Genomic DNA, 21570 nt, shown 5'->3' with positions numbered 1-21570 from the left:
AACCCGCAGAACGCGCACCAGGAGAATCACATGGGCATCAACTCCGTAGCCGTCGTCGCCGACCTCGGCGAGAGCTTCGGCAACTACACCATCGGCGACGACGAGGCCCTGCTCGGCCTCGTCACCTCCTCCAACATCGCCTGCGGCTTCCACGCCGGGGACCCGCGCATCATGGACCGCACCGTCGCCCAGTGCGTCGAGCGCGGCATCGAGCTGGGCGCCCACCCGGGCTACCCCGACCTGGTGGGCTTCGGCCGCCGGCTGATCGAGGCCACCGAGGAGGAGATCCGCACCGACGTGCTCTACCAGCTCGGCGCGCTCGACGGTTTCGCCCGGGTGCACGGCGGCACCATCAGCCACGTCGCACCGCACGGGCGGATGGGCTCGATCGCGCAGACCGACGCCAAGCACGCCCGCGCCATCACCGACGCCATCGCCGCGTACAACAAGGACTACATCGTCATCTGCCAGCGCGGCCTGCTCGCCGAGGAGTCCCGCAAGCGCGGCCTGGAGGTCGGCTACGTCTTCCTGGCCGACCGCGGCTACGGCGACGACGGCATGCCGGTGCCGCGCTCGCACGAGGGCGGCCTGATCCACGACCCGCAGCTGATCGGTGAGCGCGCCAGGCAGGTCGTGCGCGAGGGCACGGTCCGCTCCGTCGACGGCAACGTGGTCCCGCTCGGGCACGACGCCGACATCCTGCTGCTGCACGGCGACCACCCCACGGTGCTGGAGAACGGCACCGCGCTGCGCGCCGCACTGGACGCCGAGGGCATCCGGGTCACCGGTCTGCGGGACGTGCTGGCGGAGAAGGCGAAGGCCGGGAAGACGGAGGCCGCGCCGGCCGTCTGAGGCCGGGCGGACCAGGCGATGACCACAGCACCGTACGGCGCCCTCACCGTCGAGCCCTTCGGGGACTCGGCGGTCATGGTGACCATCCCCCACCCCGAGCAGGCGACCCGCAGGGCCGCGATCGTCGCCTTCCGGGACCGTTTCCTGGCCCACCGGCCGCCCGGCGTCCTGGATGTCGTCTCCGGTCTGGAGTCGCTGCTCGTCGAGTTCGACCCGTTGCGGACGGACCTCCCGCACGTGGAGTACGCCGCCCGCCTGGTCGCGCGGTGGGCGCCCGCGCCCACCGCGGGCGCGGGCGGCGCGCGGCAGACCCGCACCTTCGAGATCCCGGTCGTCTTCGACGACGAGGCGGGCCCCGACCTGGCGTCGGTGGCCGGGGAACTGGACCTCTCCCCCGCCGGGGTCGCCGAGGCCGTCGCCGACTCCACGTTCACCATCTCCCTGCTGGGCGCGGCGATGGCGCCCATGATGGACGGGCTGAAGGTGCCCCGGCCGGTGCGCCGGCGGGCCGAACCGCGCACCGACGTGGTCCCCGGGTCGGTCATGATCGCGGGCACCAACGCCATCATCCAACCGTTCCCCGGGCCCACCGGATGGCGGGTGATCGGCCGCACCCCGTACACCATCGTCGACATCACCCGTCCACGACCCGTCTCGTTCGCCCCCGGTGACGTCGTGCGCTTCCGCCCGGTGACCCGGGCCGAAGCGGACGGTCTGGACGCCGGTTTCCTGCTGCCGGTGGAGGAACGCGCATGACGACCGTGGGACTCGACATCACCCGCACCGGCTGGGTCACGACGTTCCAGGACCTCGGACGGTCCGGGTCCGAGCAGCTCGGCGTGCCCACCGGCGGTGCGGCCGACCAGCACGCGGCGGTCGTCGCCAACCTGCTGGCGGGCAACCCCGCGCACGCGACGCTGCTGGAGAGCCTCGGCGGCGAACTGGCCCTGGTGCCGGACGCCGACGTACTCCTGGCGGTGACCGGCGCCCCCGCCGAGGTGACCGTGGCGGGGGCGCCGGCGGGCGCCTGGACCCCCCTGGTGGTGCCGGCCGGGCAGGAGGTCCGGGTCCGCCCGGACACCGGCCGCGGCATGCGCTCCTACCTGGCGGTCAACGGCACGCTGGCCGCGAAACGGCTGCTGGGCAGCGCCGCGCCGGACGCCCGGATGGGGTTCGGGCAGACCGTGAACCGGGGTGACCGGGTGCTGCTGGCGACGGAGTTCCGGGGCTTCTCGCGTCAGCCCTTCGCGGCGTCGCTGTTCCGGCTGCCCGTGCCCGTCCCGCGGTTCGACGAGGACACCTGGACGGTCGACACCGTCGCGACCAGCGGCAGCGACAACATCCCCGGTGTCCGGGAGCTGATCGAGGACTCGGTGTACACCGTCACCCCCCGCTCCGACCACGTGGGGCTCCGGCTCGACGGTCCGGTGCTGCACCCGGACGGCGACACCGAGATCGTCTCGCACGGGGTACCGGTCGGAGCGCTGCAGATCCCGCACGCGGACGAACTCATCGTGCTCGGCCGCTACCGGAGCCTGACGGCGGGTTACCCGATCGTCGGCATCGCCTCGCGGGCCTGCCTGCCCCTGCTCGGACAGGCGGGACCGGGACGCCGGCTGCGCTTCCGCTGGACCGACCGGGAGACCTGTCTGCGCCGGTCCGCGCGGCGTGCGGCCGAGGTGCGGACCCTGCGCGACGCGGTCGCCGAGGCGTTCGCCGCGCTCGGTTTCCCCGTGCCCTTGTCGCACATGAACCGAGAAGATATTCTCAATTGAACATCGAATATCACTTCACCATGCTCGAACCGATCAAGGAGGTGGCCCGGTGACGACGTCGGCCAAGACCGCGCTCATCACGGGAGCAGGCAGCGGAATGGGCCTGGAGACCGCACGGCTGCTGGCCCGGGACGGCATCCGCGTGGTCCTGCTGGGCCGCCGGCAGCAGGCCCTCGACGAGGTCGCGGACGCCGTCCGCGACGAGGGCGGCACGGCCCTGGCCCTCGCCGCCGACATCACCCGCGCCGAGGACGTCGACCGCGTACTGGAGCGCACCCGGGCCGAGTTCGGGCCCGTCGACATCCTGGTGAACAACGCGGGCAGCTCCTCCTCGGTGCTCAACCCGCAGTGGCTGCCGCACGAGGAGTGGCGCCAGGTGCTCGACGTCAACCTCACGGCCGTCTTCCAGCTCACCCAGGCCGTGCTGCCGGACATGCTCGGCCGCGGCACCGGCACCATCGTGACCGTCTCCTCGCTCGCCGCCGTCAACCCCAACCTGCTGGGCGGCGCGGCCTACGGCGCGGCCAAGGCCGGCGTCCGCAACTTCATGACGTTCCTGCACAACACCTTCCGCAACCAGGGGCTGCGCGCGATCACCGTGCTGCCCGGCGAGGCGGACACCCCGATCCTCGACAACCGGGCCCGGCCGCCGGCCGCCGAGGAGCGGCTGAACATGGTGCAGCCGGTGGACGTGGCCGAGGCGATCCGGCTCGCCGTCACCCTGCCCCAGCGGGTCGTGCTCCAGGAGATGGTCGTCGCCCCCACCCGGCAGCGCGACACCTCCGGCGACCTGGAGATCAGCCGCTGGGCGGGCGCTCCCGCCGACGCCCGGCCGTAAGCCCGCACACCCGTCACCGCGACCGCCACCAGGAGAGCTCCGATGCCCCCCACCCTCACCGCACCGACCCCCGCCTTCACCGCGGCCGACGCCGTCGCCCGGATCGCCGCCGCCTCCCGCCGCACCCAGCAGCCGCAGTCCCGCGGCGACCTGGTCTCCCTCGCCATGGGCGAACCCGACTTCGACACCCCCGAGGCGGTGACCGAGGCCGCCTTCCGGGCGCTGCGCGACGGCCGCACGCACTACTCGCCGCTGCTCGGCGAGGCGGACCTGCGCGAGGCGCTGGCCGAGCGGCTGACCGCACTGGCCGGAGCGCCCGCGAGCGCCGGGGACGTCCTGATCACCCAGGGCGGCACCGCCGGTCTCGCCGCCTCGATCCTCGCTGTCGTCAACCCGGGTGACCGGGTCGTCGTCCCGGACCCCACCTACTCCCTCTACGCCGACCTGGTCAGCATGGCCGGCGGGGTGGTCGTGCCGGTGCCGCTCGGACCGGACCTGCACTGGGACCTGGACCGGCTGGCCGACGCCCTCACCGGCGCCCGGCTCTTCGTCTTCTGCAACCCCGTCAACCCCACCGGCATCGTGCACAGCCGCGAGGAACTCCAGGCGCTCGCCCGGCTGCTCGACGGCACCGACACCATCGTCATCTCCGACGAGGCGTACTCCGCGCTGGACTTCACCGGCCGGCCCTTCACCTCGGCGGTCTCACTGGACGGGCTGCGCGAGCGCACCGTGTACTGCCAGACCTTCTCCAAGAGCTACGCGATGACCGGCTGGCGCGTGGGCTACCTCTGGGGCCCCTCCGAGCTGATCCAGGCCGCCGCCCGCATCCACAACACGTTCAACGGCTCGGTCAACACCTTCATCCAGGACGCGGCGCTGGTCGCGGTGGAGAGCTGCGAGGCGGACGTGCGGCGGATGCGTGAGGCGTACGTCCAGCGGCGCGACATCATGCGGGACGCGCTGGCCGGGATCCCCGGCCTGACGCTCAGTTCGCCGGAGGGCGCGTTCTACCAGTTCCCGCGCTACGACGTGGACCTGCCGTCGGTGGAGGTCGTCGCCGCCCTGCGGTCGCACGGCGTGGCGGTCCGCCCCGGCAGTGAGTTCGGCGCGTGCGGTGAGGGACACCTGCGCCTGTCGTACGCTGCCAGCCCGCAGGCCATCACCGAGGGCGTGCGCCGACTCGCCCTCGGCTTCGCCGCCTTGCGGTGACCACCACCCCCGACGCGAGGAGAAGTCGCCCCATGCGCAGTGACACCGAGCGCAACCGCAGGCACCTCATCAAGGCCGCCGCGCTCCTGTTCGAGAACTCCCCGGAGCCGGTCAGCCTGGCCGAGATCGCCAAGCACGCCGAGGTGTCCACCGCGACGGCCTACCGCCACTTCTCCTCCGTCGAGGAGGTACTGCACGCGTTCCGTGCCCAAGTGGGCGAGGACTTGCGGGACTTCAGCGCCCAGCGGACCGTGACGGGCATGGCCAGGCTGGAGGCCGTGTCCCGGTACTGGGTGTCCCTGGTCCTGGAGCACGGTGGCGCGATGGCCCAGATGCGTTCCCACCGCGGTTACCTGGAGCGGCTGCGGGAGCACACCGGCTACCTCGTCCCGCAGGCCGAGGCGCTCGCCGAACCACTGCGGCAGACCACCGAGGAACTCGGCCTGGGCGACCTCGGCGACGAGGCCCTGTATCTCTGGAACGCGCTGTTCGACCCACGCGACATCCTCGACCTCATCAAGAGCGGGCGCAGCGAGGAGGAGGCGGCCACCCGTCTCCTGGCGGCCCTGCGCGGCGCCCTGATCGGCTGGGCCACCCAGCGGCTGTGAACTACGGGAACCACAGGGAGAAAGCACACCCATGGACGTCAGCGCCCACATCGAGTCCGTCTACGCCGAGTTGTGCCGGCGCGACCCGGGGGAGGCGGAGTTCCACCAGGCCGCGCGTGAGGTCCTGACCGCGATCGAACCGGTACTCCGGGCCCGGCCGGAGTACGCGGAGAGCCGCTTGCTGGAGCGGCTGTGCGAACCGGAGCGTCAGCTCATGTTCCGGGTGCCGTGGGTGGATGACCAGGGCGCGGTACGGGTGAACCGCGGTTTCCGGGTGGAGTTCAACAGCGCGCTCGGCCCGTACAAGGGGGGCCTGCGCTTCCACCCGAGCGTGAACCTCGGCATCGTCAAGTTCCTGGGTTTCGAGCAGATCTTCAAGAACGCGCTGACCGGAATGGCGATCGGCGGCGGCAAGGGCGGGTCCGACTTCGACCCCAAGGGCCGGTCCGAGGGTGAGGTGATGCGGTTCTGCCAGTCCTTCATGACCGAGCTGTACCGGCACCTCGGCGAGCACACCGACGTGCCGGCCGGGGACATCGGCGTGGGCGGCCGCGAGATCGGTTACCTCTTCGGCCAGTACAAGCGGATCACCAACCGCTACGAGAGCGGTGTGCTGACGGGCAAGCCGGTCGGCTGGGGCGGTTCGCAGGCCCGTACCGAGGCCACCGGCTACGGCACCGTGTACTTCGCCCAGGAGATGCTCGCCACCCGGGGTCAGGACTTCGACGGGCGCCGGGTGGTGGTCTCCGGGTCGGGGAACGTCGCCCTGTACGCGGTCGAGAAGGCGCACGCCCTGGGTGGACGCGTGGTCGCCTGCTCGGACTCCTCCGGCTACCTCGTCGACGAGGACGGCATCGACCTCGCGCTGCTCAAGGAGGTGAAGGAGGTGCGCCGCGCCCGCCTCGCCGCCTACGCCGAGGCGAAGCCCACCGCCCGGTTCTCCGCGCGGGGTTCGGTGTTCGACGTGCCCTGCGACATCGCCCTGCCGTGCGCCACCCAGAACGAGCTGCGTCAGCAGGACGCCGTGGCCCTGGTGAAGAACGGCGTGCTGGCCGTCGCCGAGGGCGCCAACATGCCGTGCACACCGGAGGCGGTGGAGGTGTTCCGCGACGCCCGGGTGCTGTTCGGCCCCGGCAAGGCGGCCAACGCGGGCGGGGTGGCGACCTCCGCTCTGGAGATGCGGCAGAACGCCGCCCGTGACTCCTGGAGCTTCGAACGGACGGAGAGCACACTCGCGCAGACCATGCGGCAGGTGCACGCGCGGTGCCGCGAGACGGCCGAGACCTACGGCGGCGACGGCGACGACTACGTGCTCGGCGCCAACACCGCGGGGTTCCTGCGGGTCGCGGAGGCGATGACGGCCCAGGGCGTCATCTGACCGTCCGCGGTGCGGGCCGGACCGGACGCCGGCCCGGCAGGACGGTCGGCGCCCAGCACCGGCGCCGGCCCGGGGTGCCCGGTCCCCGCCCGCCCGCTGTCGGAGTCGGCCCGGGCGGCACCGGCGCGGACCTCGTGTCCGAGGTCCCGCGGCTGTCGGAGAGGCTGGCGGTCGCCGCCGGCCGCACCCCGGGCATCGACGCCGCCGGGCTCCTGATGACGTCCCACAGGACCGAGCCGCCGAAGTGACCCGTCCGGCCGAGCCGATGGAGTCCTACGGGACGCACCGCGTGCACGCCACCGAGTCCGAGTCCGGCCGCCGGCTCGCCGTCGACGGCCCGTGCGACCGGCTGGGCACCTACCGCGACGCCCCGGCCCCGGCGGCCGGGCCGCCGGCCTGCTGCTGTCCGCGACGCCGTCCACGCACGACGAGGAACGGGGTCCGGCGGGTGGCCGCGGGTGCGTCGACCACGTCGGCCCCGCGCCGGACGGCTCCCACCCGGCCCCCGTGGAACAACCGACGCGGTCTCCACCGCGCTGGGCTGCGGGACGCGGGTGCTCTCGGACGGGCGGGCGGCCGTCCCCGGACGGGTGCCGCGGAAGTCCACCCGGACCGTCGTGGCGTGGGCCGCCGCGGACTTCGCGCTCAGTGGATGAGGGGCTCGCCCGACAGGTAGCGGATCTCCAGGGTGACGTGGGTGAACCGCCAGCCCTCCGGGGTACGGCGGAGCCGGCAGAGGTACCAGCCGGCTCCGTCGGCGTGCCGGAAGGGGTCGTCGGCGTCCAGGACGTGGGCGGCCACCAGGTAGGAGCGGGTGGTGGCGGTGTCCCCGTCGACGGTGATGGCGTGGTTGGTGCTGAGGTGGTGGGTGCCCGCGTACCGGCCGAGGCTGCCCGCGACGAACTCGTCCAGGCCCGCCCGGCCGGTGTGCGAGATGCCCGGGGCGATGGCGAGGACGCCGTCCTCGGCGTAGTTGGCGGCGTACCCCGCCCAGTCCTTGTCGTCCAGGGCACGGGCGAAGTCGATGAGCAGGTCGCTGATCGCGGCGCGGTCGACCAGCCACTGGAGCTGCTCGGCGGGGCTGGTCGGGGGGTTGACCGGTGGCATGGGTGCTTCTTTCTGTACGGCCGGCGGACGTGCTCCGCCGGGCGGGGCGCGCAGCGAGGTGCTCAGCGCTGCGGGCGGTCAGGGGCGGGTTCCCCGTGGCCGAAGGGGAACAGCGGGTCGGCGCTCTCCTGGGGGACGTCGGGCCGGCCCGACTCCACCTCCCGCATGGAGCGCGGCAGCTGGAACGGCAGCCGTCCCTCGGGGCGGGCCCGGCCGAAGACCACGTCGAGCAGGGCGGTGTCCGACGCGCCGTAGACGGCGAGCAGCGCGGCGCCGCGGTCGGCGATCTCCGGGATGACGGCGGGCCGCTCCAGGTGGACGGCGACGACCGTGGGGACGGTGTCGAGCAGGGCGAGGATCTCCTTGAGCCGCTCCTCGGGGAAGTCCAGCCGGCCCGCGTGGAAGAAGGACTCGAACAGACCCGGCCGGGGCTCGTAGGGGGTGCCCAGGCGCAGCACGGCCAGGTCGGCGCCGGCCGGGTCCTCGACGACGTCGCCGTACGGGGCGCAGGCCGCCGGGTCGACTCCCTCGACGTACAGCCGGGGCCGGCCGGTCAGCGGCAACGGACCCGGCTTGAGGACGGTGACCGAACGCCGCTGGGCGGCGGCGCCGGCGGCGCGGAAGTCGGCGCGGCCGACGGTGGCCTCGGCGGCGTCCGGGTCGACGTAGCGGCGGTCGTCGAACAGGCCGAGGCGGAACTTCTCGGCGAGCAGCCGGCGCACCGACAGGTCCAGGCGGGACTCGGCGAGCTGTCCGGAGCGGACGAGGCCGACGACGAGTTCGGGGCAGTGCTCGCCGCCGAACTGGTCGACGCCGGCGTGCAGCGCCTTCAGGACGCGTTCGGAGGGGCTGAGGTGTTCCACGCCCCAGGCCCGGGCGGGGTGCGGCTCGCCCATGATCGGATGGTCGTTGATGATCGCCCAGTCGGTGCAGACGATGCCGTCGAAGCCGAGCCGTTCGCGCAGCAGGCCGGTGACGACGTCACGGTTGAAGCCGAAGGCGACCTCCTCGTAGGGGGTGCCGACCGGCTTGCCGTAGTACGGCATCATCTGGGTGGCGCCCGCGGCGACGGCCGCCTCGAACGGCCGCAGGTGGTAGTCGAAACGCCCGCCCGGGTAGACCTGGTCCTGGCCGTAGGCGAAGTGCGGGTCCTCGCCGTCCTTCTGCGGTCCGCCGCCGGGGAAGTGCTTGACCATGGCGGCGACGCTGTCGGGACCCAGGGTGCCGCCCGGCCCGCGCAGGCCCTCGATGTAGGCGGCGCCCAGCCGCGCGGTGAGGTCGGCGTCCTCGCCGAAGGTGCCCGAGATCCGGGACCAGCGGGGTTCGGTGGCCAGGTCCAGCTGGGGGTGGAGGGCGACCCGCAGGCCGACGGCGAGGTACTCGCGGCGCACGGTGTCCGCGTGCCGGCGGACCAGGTCGGGGTCGCCGACGGCCGCCAGGCCCAGGGTCTCGGGCCACTGGGAGAACGGGCCGGAGCGCATCGCGGTGCCCGGGTTGTCGGTGAAGGAGTGGCGCGGGTCGGTGGAGAGGGTCACCGGGATGCCGAGCCGGGTCTCCTCGGCGAGGGCCTGGAGGCGGTTGTGCCACTCGGCCATCTCGCGGGGCCCGGCCGCGCCGAGCACGTTGAAGTGGCTCATGGCGAGTTCGCCGATCATCGTCCGGGCCGGGGCCGCCGGGGCCTGGGCCGGGTCGTCGACGAGCGTGCCGTCGGGGTGCAGGGTGACCATGGTCTGGAAGAGCAGACCGGCCTTCTCCTCCAAGGTCATCCGGGGCAGCAGGTCCTCGACCCGCTCCAGCACGGGCAGTCGGCTGTCGCGGTAGCGCATGGGTGGTTCGTTCCTTCGAAGGTGGGGGGGTGGTGGGCGGTTCAGCGGACCGCGCGGACGAAGTGGATGGCGAAGGCGCCCGCCAGCGCGCAGGCGGAGCCGAACAGGTACAGCGCGCCGTAGTTGGTGCCGGCGGCGCTGCCGATGCCGAGGAGGACGGGGGCGACGGCGGGGATCAGCGACTGCGGCAGGGTGTTGCCGATGTTGAGCACCCCGAGGTCCTTGGCCGCCTGGGCGCGGTCGGGCAGCACGCCGATGGCGAGGGCCGTGTCCACGGCCATGTAGGAGCCCAGACCGAGGCTGAAGACGGCGACCGCGACGCAGAAGGAGGCGGTGGTGCCGGCGTACGCGGTCAGCGCCAGGCCGACGACCGAGATCAGCGCCGCGGCGAAGACGAACACCTTGCGGCGGCCGGTGCGGTCGGACAGCCAGCCGCCGGCCAGCGAGCCGACGACGGTGCCGGCCATGGTGACCACGGCGGCGACGGCGACGGTCGAGGAGGCCTCGGTGACGCTCTGGCCCAGCCGGTCCACGGCGAAGTAGAACTGGTAGCCGGTCATCGTCGAGATGCCGCAGAACATCAGGAAGCGGCCGCAGAAGTTCCACGCGAAGTCGGGGTGACGGCGCGGCGAGACCCAGAAGGAGCGCAGGAAGGCGCCGAACCGGAAGGGCGGCAGCGCCGTCCGGTCGGCGGGGGCGTCGTCCCGCATCAGCCACACCAGCGCCGCCACACCGGCCAGGCCGAGCAGTCCGGGCACCAGGAACAGCAGCAGGGTGTGGTGCAGCAGCGGCTGGGCGAGGACGGTGCCGAGCACCATGGCGACGTACAGCGTCATCCCCACCGCGCCCGAGACCCGGCCCTGGAGGTGCTCGGGGACGCGGTCGGGGATGGTGGCGAGCAGGGCGGCGTACACGGCGTTGGCACCGAGCTGGGTGACGGCCCAGCCCACCGTCAGCGTGCCGATGCTCCCGGCGGTGCCGCACAGGAGGGTGCCGAGGGCGGCGACCAGGGCGCCGGCCAGCAGCCAGGGGCGGCGGCGGCCGAACCGGGAGGTGGTGCGGTCCGACAGCGCGCCGAACAGCGGGTTGGCGATCAGCGCGAGGACCGCGCCGACGGCCAGCACCCGGCTGAGGGAGGCCGTCTTGTGCTGCGGTTCCAGCTCGCTCACGCGCAGCGACAGCGACACGAGGATCGGGGTGAAGACCGCCGCGAACGACAGGCACTGGGCGGCGATCAGTCCGGTGATGAAGGCGCCGGACGAGACGGCGGGACGGGAGGTGTCGGCTCCGGTGCCGGCTTCGGGGGTGTCTCCGGTGGCGGTGACAGCCGGTCTGCCGACCGTGTCCTGGTCGTTCATGGCACGCTCCAGCGGCTCTGGCCCAGCACGACGGCGGGCGGGTGCGTGAACAGTAGAATAAAAACTGAATAGGTCCAATACTTTTATCGGGCGTCACAGGTCACACCGCGCGGATCGTTACTCTGGTGCCGATGGAGAACAGACCGGATGCGACCGTGGCGCAGGAACCGACCGGCCGGCCGAGGCGGCGGCGGCGGTCCTCGGGGACGTACGCCGCGGCCGACGCCCGGCGCGCGGCGATCCTCGACGCGGCCACCGCCCGCTTCTCCCGCGGCGGCTACCTCAACTCGTCCCTCGCCGCGATCGCCGCCGACGCCGGGACGTCGGCCACCGTGGTCCTGCACCACTTCGGCAGCAAGGAGAAGCTGCTGATGGCGGTCCTGGAGGCGCGCGAGGAGCGCAACTACCTCAAGGTGCACGGGTCGGTGCCGCACGACGACGTCCGCGAGCAGTTCCGGGCCGTCCTGGCGCTGGCCGCGCACAACCTCACCGAACCGGGCCTCATCGAGCTCTTCGCCCGGCTCTCCGTGGAGGCGACCGACGCCGCCCACCCGGCCCACGCCTTCTTCACCGCCCGCTACGAGGGGGCCGCCCGCGCCCTGGCCACGGGGCTGCGCGGGGCGCTCACCGCCGGCCGGCTCCGGCCCGGGACCGACCCCGACCAGGTGGCCCGGGAGATCCTCGCCGTCTCCGACGGCCTCCAGGTGCAGTGGGCGCTGTCCCAGGGCCGCCTCGACTTCGTCGCCGACTACCGCGCCTACCTCGACCGGCTCGCCCGGTCCCTGACGACGGACGGCCACGGCCTGGACTGACCCACGCCGGTGCGGCGCGGCGTCCGCTGCCCGCGCCGGGGCGGCCGGCACGGGGGGCCGGCCGTCGGCCGCCCGCGTCCGCGGGCGCTCAGACCGGCCCGCCGCCTCGGCGAGGCGGTCGCGGCTGCTCACCGGTCTCGGCGAGACAGGCGAGCAGGAGGGCCAGCCAGCACAGGAAGCGGTGGACGCGCACGCCCACACCGGTCCCGTGCGGCCACCCGCGCAGGTCGACCACCTGGCGCAGGTCGGCCCACCGCCGGTCGGTGTCCCGCAGCCGCAGGTAAGCCCTGGCCACCTCCTCGGCACTGAGCGAGTCGTCCGGGCAGTGCAGGAGGAACTTGCCGTCGGCCCGCTGGGCGCTCCGCACCCGCGTCCGGTCGACGCGCAGCCGGCCGGCCGCGGTGACCCGTACGTAGGGCGCCAGCCGCGGATGGCCGGCGAGCCGGGCGTGGATCGCGCTCCGCTCCCGGTCGCCGAGCGCGTCGGTGGCGGTGATCGCGTCCCGCACCTCGGTGAGCAGGCGCAGCCGCGCGGCGCCGTCCTGCGCGGCGCGGACCCGGTCGTGGCAGAGGACGAGCCGTCCGCCGAAGGTGCCGTCGCGTACCTCTTTGACGCGCACGGTGGGCGTCAGGCCGCGGTACCGCCCCGGACGGCTCAGCGCCGTCTCGACGTCCGGAACGCGGGCGCCGGGAGCGGCCCGCACGGCCGGGGACGCGTCGGGTGCGTCCGGTCGGGACGGGACGTTACCCTCGCGCCCGGTGTGTTCGTGGATCCGGATGACAGCGGTGGCCAGGAGTCCCGCCGGAGGCGGTTCGCACGCGTGGGCCGTGCCGTCGTGCTCCTGCGGTCTGCAGTACAGCGGTACGCCTTCCCGGGTGACGGCCAGGGTGACGGGGACGGTGGTCAGTCGCTGTCCGGGCCGCCGCCCGGTCTCGAAGTACAGGCTGCTGTCATGCAGGATCACCCGGCTGGTGTCCACGTCCCGACGGGCGGTGACCGCCTGGACGATCCGGCTCTCCAACTCGCCGCGCACGTCGTCGATCCAGTGCGCGAGCCCGGTGAGGGAGCCCTCGTCGGCCGTGCCGGGCACCTCGTGGCCGTGTCCGCGCGGGAGCCGGTCGAAGTCGAGGAGCCGGGCCGACGGTGCGAGGGTCCGGGCTGCGACGAGCGCGAACAGCAGCCGTTCGACGGCCTGCCGGCCGGCCGGGTCCCGGTGGGTGTCCGCGGCGAGGTCGAGGATCGCCGTGTCGATCGTGAGGGACCGCCAGAGGCGGTCGAGCAGCCGGATGTCGCCTCGGCCGGGCCCCGGGTCGGCTGCCGGCGGCCGGGCGGGGCCCTCCTCCGCCGTCACGAGCCTGGACAGTGAGCCGATCAGGCGCCTGATGGCGGCGTGGTCGAGCCGGTCCTCCCGGCCGAAGGTGTACAGGACCTTCGGGACCGACCGGCCGACGACCGGGTCCCACTCGTTGTGGGCCAGGTGCAGGTAGCGGACGGTGCCGGACTTGCTCGTCTTCTTGATGGTCTTCACATACATGGCTACGACCGTTCGAACGGGCGGGCCGGCACGTCCGGGAGGGGGACGGCCCGTCAGCCGCCGGCTGCCGGCTCCACGGGCCGGGTACGGGTGTCGGGTTCGCCGGCGGCCCGGTCCCGGCGGGTCCGCAGGGTGATCCAGACGGTGATCGCCAGCAGTGCCGCCGCACTGACCGCGGCGGCGGTGAAGGCACCGTGGACACCGCGGACGGTCACCTCGCTGCCGTGGGTCGACATGCCCTGCATGATCGCGATGAGTCCGGCCGCGCCGGCCGCGCCGAAGAGCTGCTGGGTGGTGCTGAAGGTCGCGCCGGCGTCGGGCTGGTGCTCCCGGGAGACGGAGCTGAGGGCGAGGGTCATCAGCGGGGTGAACAGCCCGGCGAAACCGATGTGCAGGGTGATGAACGCGGCGGAGAAGGCGGCCGCTCCCGCGGACCGGGGGATCTGGGTGAAGGCGACCGTGGCGGCGAGCACGACGCAGGCGGCCGGGAGGATGACCCGAGGTGCGCCGAAGCGGTCGTGGAGCCGGCCGGTCACCGGCGAGAGGATCGCGATCATCGCGCCGCCGGGGAGCATGGCGAGTCCGGTGACGGCGGTGCTGACCCCGAGGACGTTCTGCATGAGCAGCGGGACGATGCTGACCGTGGCGAACAGGATGACGCTGGTGGCCGCCATCGCGGCGATCGCCGCGGTGAAGCCGGCGGAGCGGAAGGTGCGCAGGTCGAGGTAGGCGCGGCCGGTACGGGCGGTGTGCAGCTGGCGCCGTACGAACCCGGCCAGGACGAGGAGTCCGGCCGCCAGGCAGGCGATCGCGGCCGGCACGTCGCTCTCGACGAGGCTGAGGCCGAGGACGATGCCGCCGAACGCGGGCAGCGACAGGGCGACCGACCACCAGTCGATCGGCACGGGCTCGTGGGCCTGCCGGGGCGGCAGCGAACGCAGGCCGAGCAGCAGGATGAGCAGGGCGACGCCGAGCGCGGTCCAGAACACCCCGTGCCAGCCGACCAGGCTCAGGCCGAAGCCGGAGGTGGCGGGGCCCAGGGCGGGGGCGGCGCCGACGACGATGGTGGCGGTGCCCATGACGGTGCCGCGCCGCTCGGGCGGCACCATGGCGGCGACGGTGGCCATCAGCACCGGCATCATCACCGCGGCGCCGCACGCCTGGACGACGCGGGCGGCGACCAGCAGCGGGAAGGTGTACGACAGCGCGGCCATCAGGGCGCCGGCGCTGAACAGGACCATGGCGACGACGAACAGCTGCCGGGCGCCCATGCGGCGCAGCAGGAAACCGCTGGCGGGGATGGCGGCCGCCATGGTCAGCATGTAGGCGCTGGTGACCCACTGGGCGGTGTTGGCACTGACGTCCAGGTCGCGCATGATCGACGGGACGGCGACGCTGAGGATCGTCTCGTTGAGCACGACGAGGAACGCGCCGCCGACCAGCGGCAGCAGCACCTTCCTCAGCTCGGCCGGCGTGGCGGCCGGCTGGGCGGGGTGGGACACGTCCTGGGGTCCTCTCGGCGGGGCGGCGCCCGGTGGCGGATCGGCGCGCGGGCGGGTCCGCACGCCCGGCCGGGAACGGTCCGGGCATGCGGGGGTGCGGACAGCGGGCGGCGCTACTCGGTGAGCGTCCGGGCCATCCACTTCGCGGAGCGGGCGATGATCTCGCCGAAGTGGTTGGAGAGGATCTCGTAGTGCTGGCCGGGGTACTCGATGAGCTCCTTCGGCTCGGGGATGCGCCCGAACATCTCCCGGGCCTCCTCCACCGGTGCCACGGTGTCCTCGCTGGCGAGGATCATCAGGGTGGGCTGGGTGATGCGCTCGGCGTAGGCGCGGACCTCCATCTCGAAGAGGTGGTCCAGGGTGGAGATGGTGATGGCGTTCCTGAAGCTCGGGAGGTCGTGGATCATCTTCTCGACGAACTCCAGGCCCTCCTCGTCGCTGAACATGACGGGGTCGCCGGGCGCGGGCTCGCCGTGCAGGCGGATGGTCCGGGCCGGCTCGCCCTGGGCCTGCGCCTTGCGGTCGACCGGGATCAGCGCCTCCAGCTCCGCGAGGGTGTCGGCGGGCTGCAGCTGGCGGGCGCTCCAGCCGCTGACCGGCGGGATGATGGCGGAGACGGCCTTGACGCGGGTGTCGGTGGCGGCGACGAACATCGAGTTGGCGCCACCGATGCTCACCCCCCACAGGCCGATGCGGTCGCCGTCGATGTCGTCGCGCAGCGTCAGGTGGGTGATGACGTGCCGCAGGTCGCGGCACTGCTGCCAGGGGTCGAACATCTGGCGGGGCTCGCCGCCGCTGTAGCCGGTGCAGCGGTGGTCGTAGGCCAGACAGGCGAGGCCCTGCTCGGCGAACGCCTTGGCCTGGAACTTCATCGACTCGGCCGGTCCGCCGAGGCCGCCCTGGAGGATGACGACGGGCAGCGGCCCCTCGGTATCGTCGGGGCGGGTCAGCCAGCCGCGCAGGGTGATGCCGTCAACGGTGAACTCGATGTCCTCGACCACGGGCATGGTGCTCTCCAGAGAAGTGTGTACGGGGGGTGGGTGCGGGTGTCAGCGGCCTGCGACGGGGACGTCGTCCGGCAGGAAGTCGGCCTGGCTGAAGGAGCGCGGGTCGGCCGAGGCGCGGAAGATCGGCCAGACCTCGGCGCGCATGCCCTCCTCGTAGGCGGCGATCTCCGCCAGCAGGTCGCCGCCGCCGTTGACCGCCCGGTCCAGGGCGCCGGCCAGGGACGACGCGTCGCGCAGCGCGGTGTTGGCGCCGGATCCGAAGGAGGGCGGCATCGCGTGGATGGCGTCACCGAGGAAGCTGACGCGGCCGATCTCCCAGGTGTCGACGGGCTCCAGGCGGCGGACCGACATGGGCGCGAGGGTGGACCTGTCGGCGTGCTCGACCAGTTCGACCACGCCGGGGTGCCAGCCGCGGACGGCCTCGCGCATGACCCGGTGCAGTTCCTCGGGGGTGGCCTTCCACAGGTCGGGGATGCCGGCCAGGTAAGGACTGCCCTCCTGGAATCCGCAGTGCACCATCATGTACGGCTCGACGTGGTCGATGTCCGCGCCCGGGGCGAGGTCCGCGACCGCCTCGGCGACCGGGCGGCGGGGCTGCCAGGCGCCGAACGAGAAGTTGACCCCGTCCGCCGAGCTCGCCAGCACGAAGCCGTCGAACAGGGCCTCGGGCAGGGTGGCGACCAGGTCGTCGGTGAGCGGGACGCAGGCCGCGACGGAGCGCATGCCGGTGTCGACCGTGGGTACCTGCGGCAGTCGCTGACGGCGGACCGGTGAGTGCAGTCCGTCCGCGGCGATCAGCACGTCGCCGGTGGCGGAGGTGCCGTCGGCGAAGAGCAGCCGGACCTGGTCGCCGTCCTCCTCGTAGCCGGTGACCGTGTGGCCGAAGTGGACGATGTCCTCCAGCCCGGTGTGCATGATCTGGCGCAGCGTGCGCCGGTTGACCGCGGTGTGCGGGCGGTCGGGGTCGTTGGGCGGTCCGATGTGCGGGCGGGTGCCGAGTTCCTGGCACTGGTCGTCCAGCATGACGAACAGTTCGCGGCGCGGTTTGATCCGCGAGGTCTGCATGTACAGCTCGTAGAGGTTCTCCGGGAGGCACTCCTTGAGCGCGCCGCCACCGGTGGCGTTCATGTGCAGCCGGTATCCGGTGCGCATGACGCCGGGGGTCGCCTCATAAACGGCGCAGCTTATCCCGGCCTTCTTCAGACCTTGTGCCAGACAGAGGCCCCCTATTCCTCCGCCGGCGATGAGAACGTGAAACGACGACATCGGCGTCCCTGCCCTTCGTGACTTTCAACGCGTCGGTACGGCGGGCCGGACGCCCTGCCGAGAACGCGGAGCCAGGTGCGGCTGTGTCCCTGGGCTCGCGGTGCCCTAGTCTTGCCGGGCTGAATTTCATCAGGGAAGCTGAATTCGCTGATGTCCGTTATAGATGCAGCTGATGCCTCACGAAGGGGTGGGACGTGAGCCCGGACCTCAACCTGCTCGTCTCCATGGACGCCCTGCTGCAGGAACGCAGCGTGACCCGGGCCGCGCAGCGCCTCGGGCTCAGTCAGCCCAGCCTGAGCGCCGCGCTGGCCCGGCTGCGCCGGCACTTCGACGACGAACTGCTGACCCGGGTGGGCAACTCCTACCAGCTGACCGCTCTGGGCGAACGCCTCGCCGAGCAGACCTCCCTCGCCCTGAGCTGGACCGACCGGGTCTTCCAGACCCGCGCCGACTTCGATCCGGCGGAGTCGGAACACGAGTTCACCCTGGTGGTGGCCGACTGCCACCTGCCGGTCTTCGGCCGGGTGCTGGCCGACCTGATCCAGGAGCAGGCCCCGCGGGTGCGGCTGACCTTCCACCACAGCACGGCCCAGTTCGTGCACCGGGCCTCCGACTCGCTGCGCGCCGTGGACGCGATCGTGCTGCCTCAGGGCGTCCTGGTGAACGTGCCCATGCTGCAGCTGTACCGGGACCGCTGGGTCTGCGTGGTCTCCTCCGACACCGCCGAGCGGACGCTGGACCGGGAGGAGCTGTCCAGCCGTCCCTGGGTCTTCGCCTACCAGCACCCCTTCTCGGCGCTGTCCACGATGCCGCGGCTGGCCCAGGAGGGGGTGCGCATACGGACCTCGGTCAGCACGGAGGACTTCCTGTCCGTGCCCCACCTGGTGCGCGGCACCGACCGGATCGGGCTGATGCCGGAGCGGGTCGCCCGGCTGCATCCGGCCGGCCAGGGCGTGACCGTCGCCGATCTGCCCTTCGAGTTGGGTGACCTGCTGGAGTCCCTGTGGTGGCACCCCGCCCACGAGCGGGACCCCGCGCACATCTGGCTGCGCGCGATGGCTTCGCGGGCGGGACGCGTGGTGGAGCAGTCCTGAGCCCCGTACCGGCCGGACGCCACACACTCGGACCGGTGGTCGATGAAACACTTGCGTTCCATCGACCACCGGCCTAGTTTGCGTACGGGACCGTTCCACTTCATCCAGGAGGCGTCTGTGGCCACGGACGAGGCAGCTGCCCCCGTCAAACGCCCGCGGGTCACCGCGGAGCGCGAGCGGGAGGTGCTGGCGGCCACCCTCCGGGCACTCAGCGACACCGGTTACGAGGCGCTGTCCATGGACGACGTGGCGACGCGCGCCCACTGCAGCAAGGCGACGCTCTACCGGCTCTGGCACAGCAAGGCCGGGCTGGTCTCGGCGGCGGTCCGCAGCAGCGGCCCGGTGCGGCCCACGGAGGTGGACACCGGCAGCCTGCGGGGCGACCTGATCACGGTGGCCGCGCGCCTGGCCCGGCACGCCACCGAGGACAGCCGGCTCTACGCGGCCCTCAGCCACGCCATCCTCACCGACGACGAGCTGGCCGCCGCGGTGCGGACGGCGCTGTTCCAGCCGGACACCGAGCACGTCATGCGGTTCATCGACCGGGCGGTCGAGCGCGGGGAGCTGACCCGCCGGCCCGCGGCGGCCGAGTTCCTGCCGCAGACCATGCGGAGCCTGGTGATGAGCCGCCCCGCGCTCGACGGCACTCTGCTGGACTCGGACTACCTCGCCCGGTTCATCGACGACTGGGTGATGCCGGCCCTGCTGCACACCTGACCGGCACCCCGGCCTCGTTCAGACGGCCACGGCCGCCGCCTTGCCGCGCACGCCGCGCAGCACCAGGAGGGCGACCAGGCCGGCACCGACGCCGAGGGCGGTCAGTACGAACGCCGAGCCCCAGCCCCACTTGGTGCCCATCACCAGCCCGGTGACGAGCAGCGCCGGACCGGCGCCGTCCAGCAGCCGGGCGGCCAGTCCCACCTCGGCGAAGCGGACGCCCGTCGCCGGGTGGCGCGGCACCGTCCGCAGCAGCAGGGCCGCGACGGCGATCAGCCCGGCCAGCAGGGCCGACATGCCGCGCCAGCCGGCCGCGTCCAGCAGCGCCGGGGTGACGGCCGTGGTCAGCGCCGCCGTCGCGGCGCTCATCACGATGACCGCCAGGACGCACAGGACGAAGTTGCGGCGCCCCGGGAAGCAGTCCCCGAGCGCGAAGAGGCTGACCGGGCCGACCGCCACGTAGAGGCCGGCCAGGGCGTGCCCGGCCAGCGCCACGCCGAAGCCCGGGGCGGCGAGGGTGACGAGCTGGCCCGCCACGCCGACCGCGCAGACCACCTCGACGGCCCGCCGTTTTCCGTACAGTTCGCCGATCCTGATGGCCGCCGGGCACCCCAGCAAGGTGGCCAGCACGAAAGTCAGGGAGAACCAGTCCGGGTGGGACGTGGGCAGGTCGGCCACGATGCGCGGTTCCAGCTTTCCGCTGGACACCGCGCAGACGACCAGCAGCAGACCGGGCAGGTTCCAGGCGAACAGAGCCAGCGCCTTTCGCATTTTTCCGGTGCCGGGCAGCGGCGAGTACGACCATGCGGGATCGACAGTCACAACGACTCCTTCGTCGCAGGAAAGGCAGTGGGCGGCACTATAGATTCGTCGGCAGAATGCGAGTCAATACGTCGGTGCGGGCCTTTTTCCCACTCACTGAATTCCGAGAAACGGAAAGAAAAAAGGCTGCCTGGAGAACCGGGCGGGCCGGTCCGGCCCGTCCCACCGGGGCGGACCCGGCGGCTGCCTGGAGAGAAACCCCGGGTGGCCAGGGATGGAACGGTTGCGTTTCATCCCTGGCCACCCCTATGGTGGATGAAACGCTTCCGTTTCATCTTCGCGCGGGTCCGGGCCCGCCCGCCGCGCGCATCCTCGACTTCTCAGGAGCACTCCGTGTCGCAGTCCACTGCAACCCGGGCACCCGCCCAGGCGGGCGCGCGCCCGGCCGACCACCGCTGGTGGGTCCTGGCCTTCGTCGGCATCGCGCAGCTCATGGTGGTGCTCGACGCGACCATCGTGAACATCGCGCTGCCCACCGCCCAGGCCGACCTCGGCTTCTCCGACGGCGCCCGGCAGTGGGTCATCACCGCCTACTCCCTCGCCTTCGGCAGCCTGCTGCTGCTCGGCGGTCGGATAGCCGACCTGTTCGGCCGCAAGGTCACCTTCCTCATCGGTCTGGTCGGCTTCGCCGCGGCCTCCGCCATCGGCGGCGCGGCCCCCGGCCTGGAACTGCTGGTGGCCGCCCGCGCGCTCCAGGGCCTGTTCGGCGCCCTGCTCGCCCCCGCCGCGCTCTCCCTGCTCACCACGACGTTCACCGACCCCAAGGACCGCGCCAAGGCGTTCAGCGTCTTCGGGGCCATCGCGGGGGCCGGCGGCGCGATCGGGCTGCTGCTCGGCGGGCTGCTCACCGAGTACCTCACCTGGCGCTGGACGCTGTACGTCAACGTCGCCTTCGCCGTCGTGGCGTTCGTCGGCGCCTTCCTGCTGCTGAAGCACGACGGACGCAACCGTGACGTCGCCCTCGACGTCCCCGGCACCGTCCTGGTCTCCGCCGGCCTGTTCGGCCTGGTCTACGGCTTCTCCAACGCCGAGTCGCACAGCTGGACCTCCGCGCAGACCTGGGGCTTCCTGGTGGCCGGCGCGGTCCTGCTCGCCGTGTTCACCTGGTGGCAGACCCGGGCGGCGCACCCGCTGCTGCCGCTGCGCGTCCTCGCCGACCGCAACCGCGGCGCGTCCTTCGTCTCGGTGCTGCTGATCGGCGCCGCGATGTTCGGTGTGTTCCTGTTCCTGACCTACTACATGCAGATCATCATGGGCTTCACGCCCGTCAAGACGGGCCTCGCGTTCCTGCCCATGGTCGGCGCGATGATGACCGGCACCATCCTGGCCACCAACGTGCTGGTGCCCCGTATCGGCCCCAAGCCCGTGGTGCCGGCCGGTATGGCCATCGGCGCCCTCGGTCTGCTGTGGATGACCACCCTCGGGGTCGGCAGTTCCTATGCCGCGCACGTCCTGCCGCAGCTCGTGGTGACCGGCTTCGGCATGGGTCTGATCATGGCCACCGCCATGAACCTCGCGGTCTCCGGCGTGGCCCACCACGACGCCGGCGTCGCCTCCGCGGGTGTCAACACCATGCAGCAGGTGGGCGGTTCCATCGGCACCGCCCTGCTGACCACGATCGCCTCCAGCGCCTCGGCCGACTACCTGGCCGATCACCCGGGCACCAGCCCGGCCGCGATCGCGCAGGCGTCCGTGGAGAGCTACTCGGCCACCTACGGCTGGACGGCCGCCATCTTCGCCGTCGGGCTCGTGGCGACCGTGCTGCTGTACCAGCGCGGTGTGCCCCGGCACGACGAGTCGGCGGCGCCCGCCGTCCACATGTAGGCGGGAGTCCTGGAAGGGGGTGCCGGGTCGGACCGACC

Annotated in this window: 19 protein-coding genes; 11 read left to right on the top strand and 8 right to left on the bottom strand. The window is 72.8% G+C overall.

Features of this window, described 5'->3' with window-relative positions:
* Positions 1–30: 30 nt before the first annotated feature.
* The 7 genes from ACY1JF_RS16970 to gdhA are packed head-to-tail and all read left to right on the top strand — an operon-like array spanning position 31 to position 6663.
* Positions 31–852, top strand: a complete 822-nt coding sequence (locus tag ACY1JF_RS16970) for a LamB/YcsF family protein (protein WP_462705960.1) — start codon at positions 31–33, stop codon at positions 850–852.
* A gap of 18 nt (positions 853–870) precedes the next feature.
* Positions 871–1608 (top strand): 5-oxoprolinase subunit B family protein, encoded by a 738-nt coding sequence (locus ACY1JF_RS16965; RefSeq protein WP_462705959.1) that lies wholly within the window; start codon positions 871–873, stop codon positions 1606–1608.
* Entirely contained in the window at positions 1605–2627 is a 1023-nt protein-coding gene (locus ACY1JF_RS16960) for a 5-oxoprolinase subunit C family protein (RefSeq protein ID WP_462705958.1), read from the top strand. The genes ACY1JF_RS16965 and ACY1JF_RS16960 overlap by 4 nt, the downstream gene beginning before the upstream one ends.
* A 49-nt stretch (positions 2628–2676) precedes the next feature.
* Entirely contained in the window at positions 2677–3465 is a 789-nt protein-coding gene (locus ACY1JF_RS16955) for an SDR family oxidoreductase (RefSeq protein WP_462705957.1), read from the top strand.
* 42 nt (positions 3466–3507) lie between these two features.
* On the top strand, positions 3508–4677 hold the full coding sequence (locus ACY1JF_RS16950; RefSeq protein ID WP_383257297.1) for a pyridoxal phosphate-dependent aminotransferase: 1170 nt from the start codon (positions 3508–3510) through the stop codon (positions 4675–4677).
* A gap of 32 nt (positions 4678–4709) precedes the next feature.
* Positions 4710–5285: a TetR/AcrR family transcriptional regulator gene (locus ACY1JF_RS16945; protein ID WP_383257296.1), complete on the top strand. Its 576-nt coding sequence runs from the start codon at positions 4710–4712 to the stop codon at positions 5283–5285.
* Positions 5286–5316: 31 nt separating this feature from the next.
* Positions 5317–6663, top strand: coding sequence for an NADP-specific glutamate dehydrogenase (gdhA, locus tag ACY1JF_RS16940; protein ID WP_383257293.1), 1347 nt, complete (start codon positions 5317–5319; stop codon positions 6661–6663).
* A gap of 645 nt (positions 6664–7308) precedes the next feature.
* Here the strand turns inward: gdhA and ACY1JF_RS16935 are convergent.
* From ACY1JF_RS16935 to ACY1JF_RS16925, 3 genes are all read right to left on the bottom strand, one after another.
* On the bottom strand, positions 7309–7770 hold the full coding sequence (locus ACY1JF_RS16935) for a nuclear transport factor 2 family protein (protein ID WP_383257288.1): 462 nt from the start codon (positions 7768–7770) through the stop codon (positions 7309–7311).
* Positions 7771–7832: 62 nt separating this feature from the next.
* Positions 7833–9596, bottom strand: coding sequence for a glycoside hydrolase family 3 protein (locus ACY1JF_RS16930; RefSeq protein WP_462705956.1), 1764 nt, complete (start codon positions 9594–9596; stop codon positions 7833–7835).
* Between the two features lie 41 nt (positions 9597–9637).
* Entirely contained in the window at positions 9638–10954 is a 1317-nt protein-coding gene (locus tag ACY1JF_RS16925) for an MFS transporter (protein ID WP_383257282.1), read from the bottom strand.
* Between the two features lie 131 nt (positions 10955–11085).
* On the opposite strand from ACY1JF_RS16925, the gene ACY1JF_RS16920 reads away from it, so the two are divergent.
* Positions 11086–11766 (top strand): TetR/AcrR family transcriptional regulator, encoded by a 681-nt coding sequence (locus ACY1JF_RS16920; RefSeq protein ID WP_383257279.1) that lies wholly within the window; start codon positions 11086–11088, stop codon positions 11764–11766.
* A gap of 88 nt (positions 11767–11854) precedes the next feature.
* Here the strand turns inward: ACY1JF_RS16920 and ACY1JF_RS16915 are convergent, their stop codons facing one another.
* The 4 genes from ACY1JF_RS16915 to ACY1JF_RS16900 form a co-directional block, all read right to left on the bottom strand.
* Complete coding sequence (locus ACY1JF_RS16915) at positions 11855–13300, bottom strand: hypothetical protein (protein ID WP_462705955.1); 1446 nt, start codon at positions 13298–13300, stop codon at positions 11855–11857.
* Positions 13301–13353: 53 nt separating this feature from the next.
* Positions 13354–14802: an MFS transporter gene (locus tag ACY1JF_RS16910; RefSeq protein WP_383257275.1), complete on the bottom strand. Its 1449-nt coding sequence runs from the start codon at positions 14800–14802 to the stop codon at positions 13354–13356.
* A 113-nt stretch (positions 14803–14915) separates the two neighbouring features.
* On the bottom strand, positions 14916–15809 hold the full coding sequence (locus ACY1JF_RS16905; protein ID WP_383257273.1) for an alpha/beta hydrolase: 894 nt from the start codon (positions 15807–15809) through the stop codon (positions 14916–14918).
* Between the two features lie 42 nt (positions 15810–15851).
* Positions 15852–17075 (bottom strand): FAD-dependent oxidoreductase, encoded by a 1224-nt coding sequence (locus ACY1JF_RS16900; protein WP_462705954.1) that lies wholly within the window; start codon positions 17073–17075, stop codon positions 15852–15854.
* 194 nt (positions 17076–17269) lie between these two features.
* Here ACY1JF_RS16900 and ACY1JF_RS16895 point away from each other — a divergent pair, with 194 nt between their 5' ends.
* Both ACY1JF_RS16895 and ACY1JF_RS16890 read left to right on the top strand, forming a co-directional pair.
* A complete protein-coding gene (locus ACY1JF_RS16895) occupies positions 17270–18169 on the top strand; it encodes a LysR family transcriptional regulator (RefSeq protein WP_462705953.1) in 900 nt (299 codons plus the stop codon).
* Positions 18170–18286: 117 nt separating this feature from the next.
* Positions 18287–18886, top strand: a complete 600-nt coding sequence (locus ACY1JF_RS16890; RefSeq protein WP_462705952.1) for a TetR/AcrR family transcriptional regulator — start codon at positions 18287–18289, stop codon at positions 18884–18886.
* 18 nt (positions 18887–18904) lie between these two features.
* Here ACY1JF_RS16890 and ACY1JF_RS16885 read toward each other — a convergent pair whose 3' ends face one another.
* Positions 18905–19657 (bottom strand): MFS transporter, encoded by a 753-nt coding sequence (locus ACY1JF_RS16885; RefSeq protein WP_462705951.1) that lies wholly within the window; start codon positions 19655–19657, stop codon positions 18905–18907.
* Positions 19658–20041: 384 nt separating this feature from the next.
* On the opposite strand from ACY1JF_RS16885, the gene ACY1JF_RS16880 reads away from it, so the two are divergent.
* Entirely contained in the window at positions 20042–21532 is a 1491-nt protein-coding gene (locus ACY1JF_RS16880; protein WP_462705950.1) for an MFS transporter, read from the top strand.
* The last annotated feature ends 38 nt before the right edge of the window (positions 21533–21570 follow it).

Source organism: Streptomyces sp. SYSU D01066-1, from assembly GCF_054956795.1.
Note: the sequence above shows the minus strand (reverse complement) of the source record. Positions and strands in the feature narration are given on the sequence as shown.

Excerpts from the sequence above, each read along its gene's own strand:
- ACY1JF_RS16970 (WP_462705960.1), top strand. The coding sequence starts at position 31 with ATGGGCATCAACTCCGTAGCCGTCGTCGCCGACCTCGGCGAGAGCTTC.
- ACY1JF_RS16925 (WP_383257282.1), bottom strand. The coding sequence starts at position 10,954 with ATGAACGACCAGGACACGGTCGGCAGACCGGCTGTCACCGCCACCGGA.
- ACY1JF_RS16950 (WP_383257297.1), top strand. The coding sequence starts at position 3,508 with ATGCCCCCCACCCTCACCGCACCGACCCCCGCCTTCACCGCGGCCGAC.
- ACY1JF_RS16960 (WP_462705958.1), top strand. The coding sequence starts at position 1,605 with ATGACGACCGTGGGACTCGACATCACCCGCACCGGCTGGGTCACGACG.
- ACY1JF_RS16930 (WP_462705956.1), bottom strand. The coding sequence starts at position 9,596 with ATGCGCTACCGCGACAGCCGACTGCCCGTGCTGGAGCGGGTCGAGGAC.
- ACY1JF_RS16935 (WP_383257288.1), bottom strand. The coding sequence starts at position 7,770 with ATGCCACCGGTCAACCCCCCGACCAGCCCCGCCGAGCAGCTCCAGTGG.
- ACY1JF_RS16905 (WP_383257273.1), bottom strand. The coding sequence starts at position 15,809 with ATGCCCGTGGTCGAGGACATCGAGTTCACCGTTGACGGCATCACCCTG.
- ACY1JF_RS16915 (WP_462705955.1), bottom strand. The coding sequence starts at position 13,300 with ATGTATGTGAAGACCATCAAGAAGACGAGCAAGTCCGGCACCGTCCGC.
- ACY1JF_RS16945 (WP_383257296.1), top strand. The coding sequence starts at position 4,710 with ATGCGCAGTGACACCGAGCGCAACCGCAGGCACCTCATCAAGGCCGCC.
- ACY1JF_RS16920 (WP_383257279.1), top strand. The coding sequence starts at position 11,086 with ATGGAGAACAGACCGGATGCGACCGTGGCGCAGGAACCGACCGGCCGG.
- ACY1JF_RS16900 (WP_462705954.1), bottom strand. The coding sequence starts at position 17,075 with ATGTCGTCGTTTCACGTTCTCATCGCCGGCGGAGGAATAGGGGGCCTC.
- ACY1JF_RS16885 (WP_462705951.1), bottom strand. The coding sequence starts at position 19,657 with ATGCGAAAGGCGCTGGCTCTGTTCGCCTGGAACCTGCCCGGTCTGCTG.
- gdhA (WP_383257293.1), top strand. The coding sequence starts at position 5,317 with ATGGACGTCAGCGCCCACATCGAGTCCGTCTACGCCGAGTTGTGCCGG.
- ACY1JF_RS16965 (WP_462705959.1), top strand. The coding sequence starts at position 871 with ATGACCACAGCACCGTACGGCGCCCTCACCGTCGAGCCCTTCGGGGAC.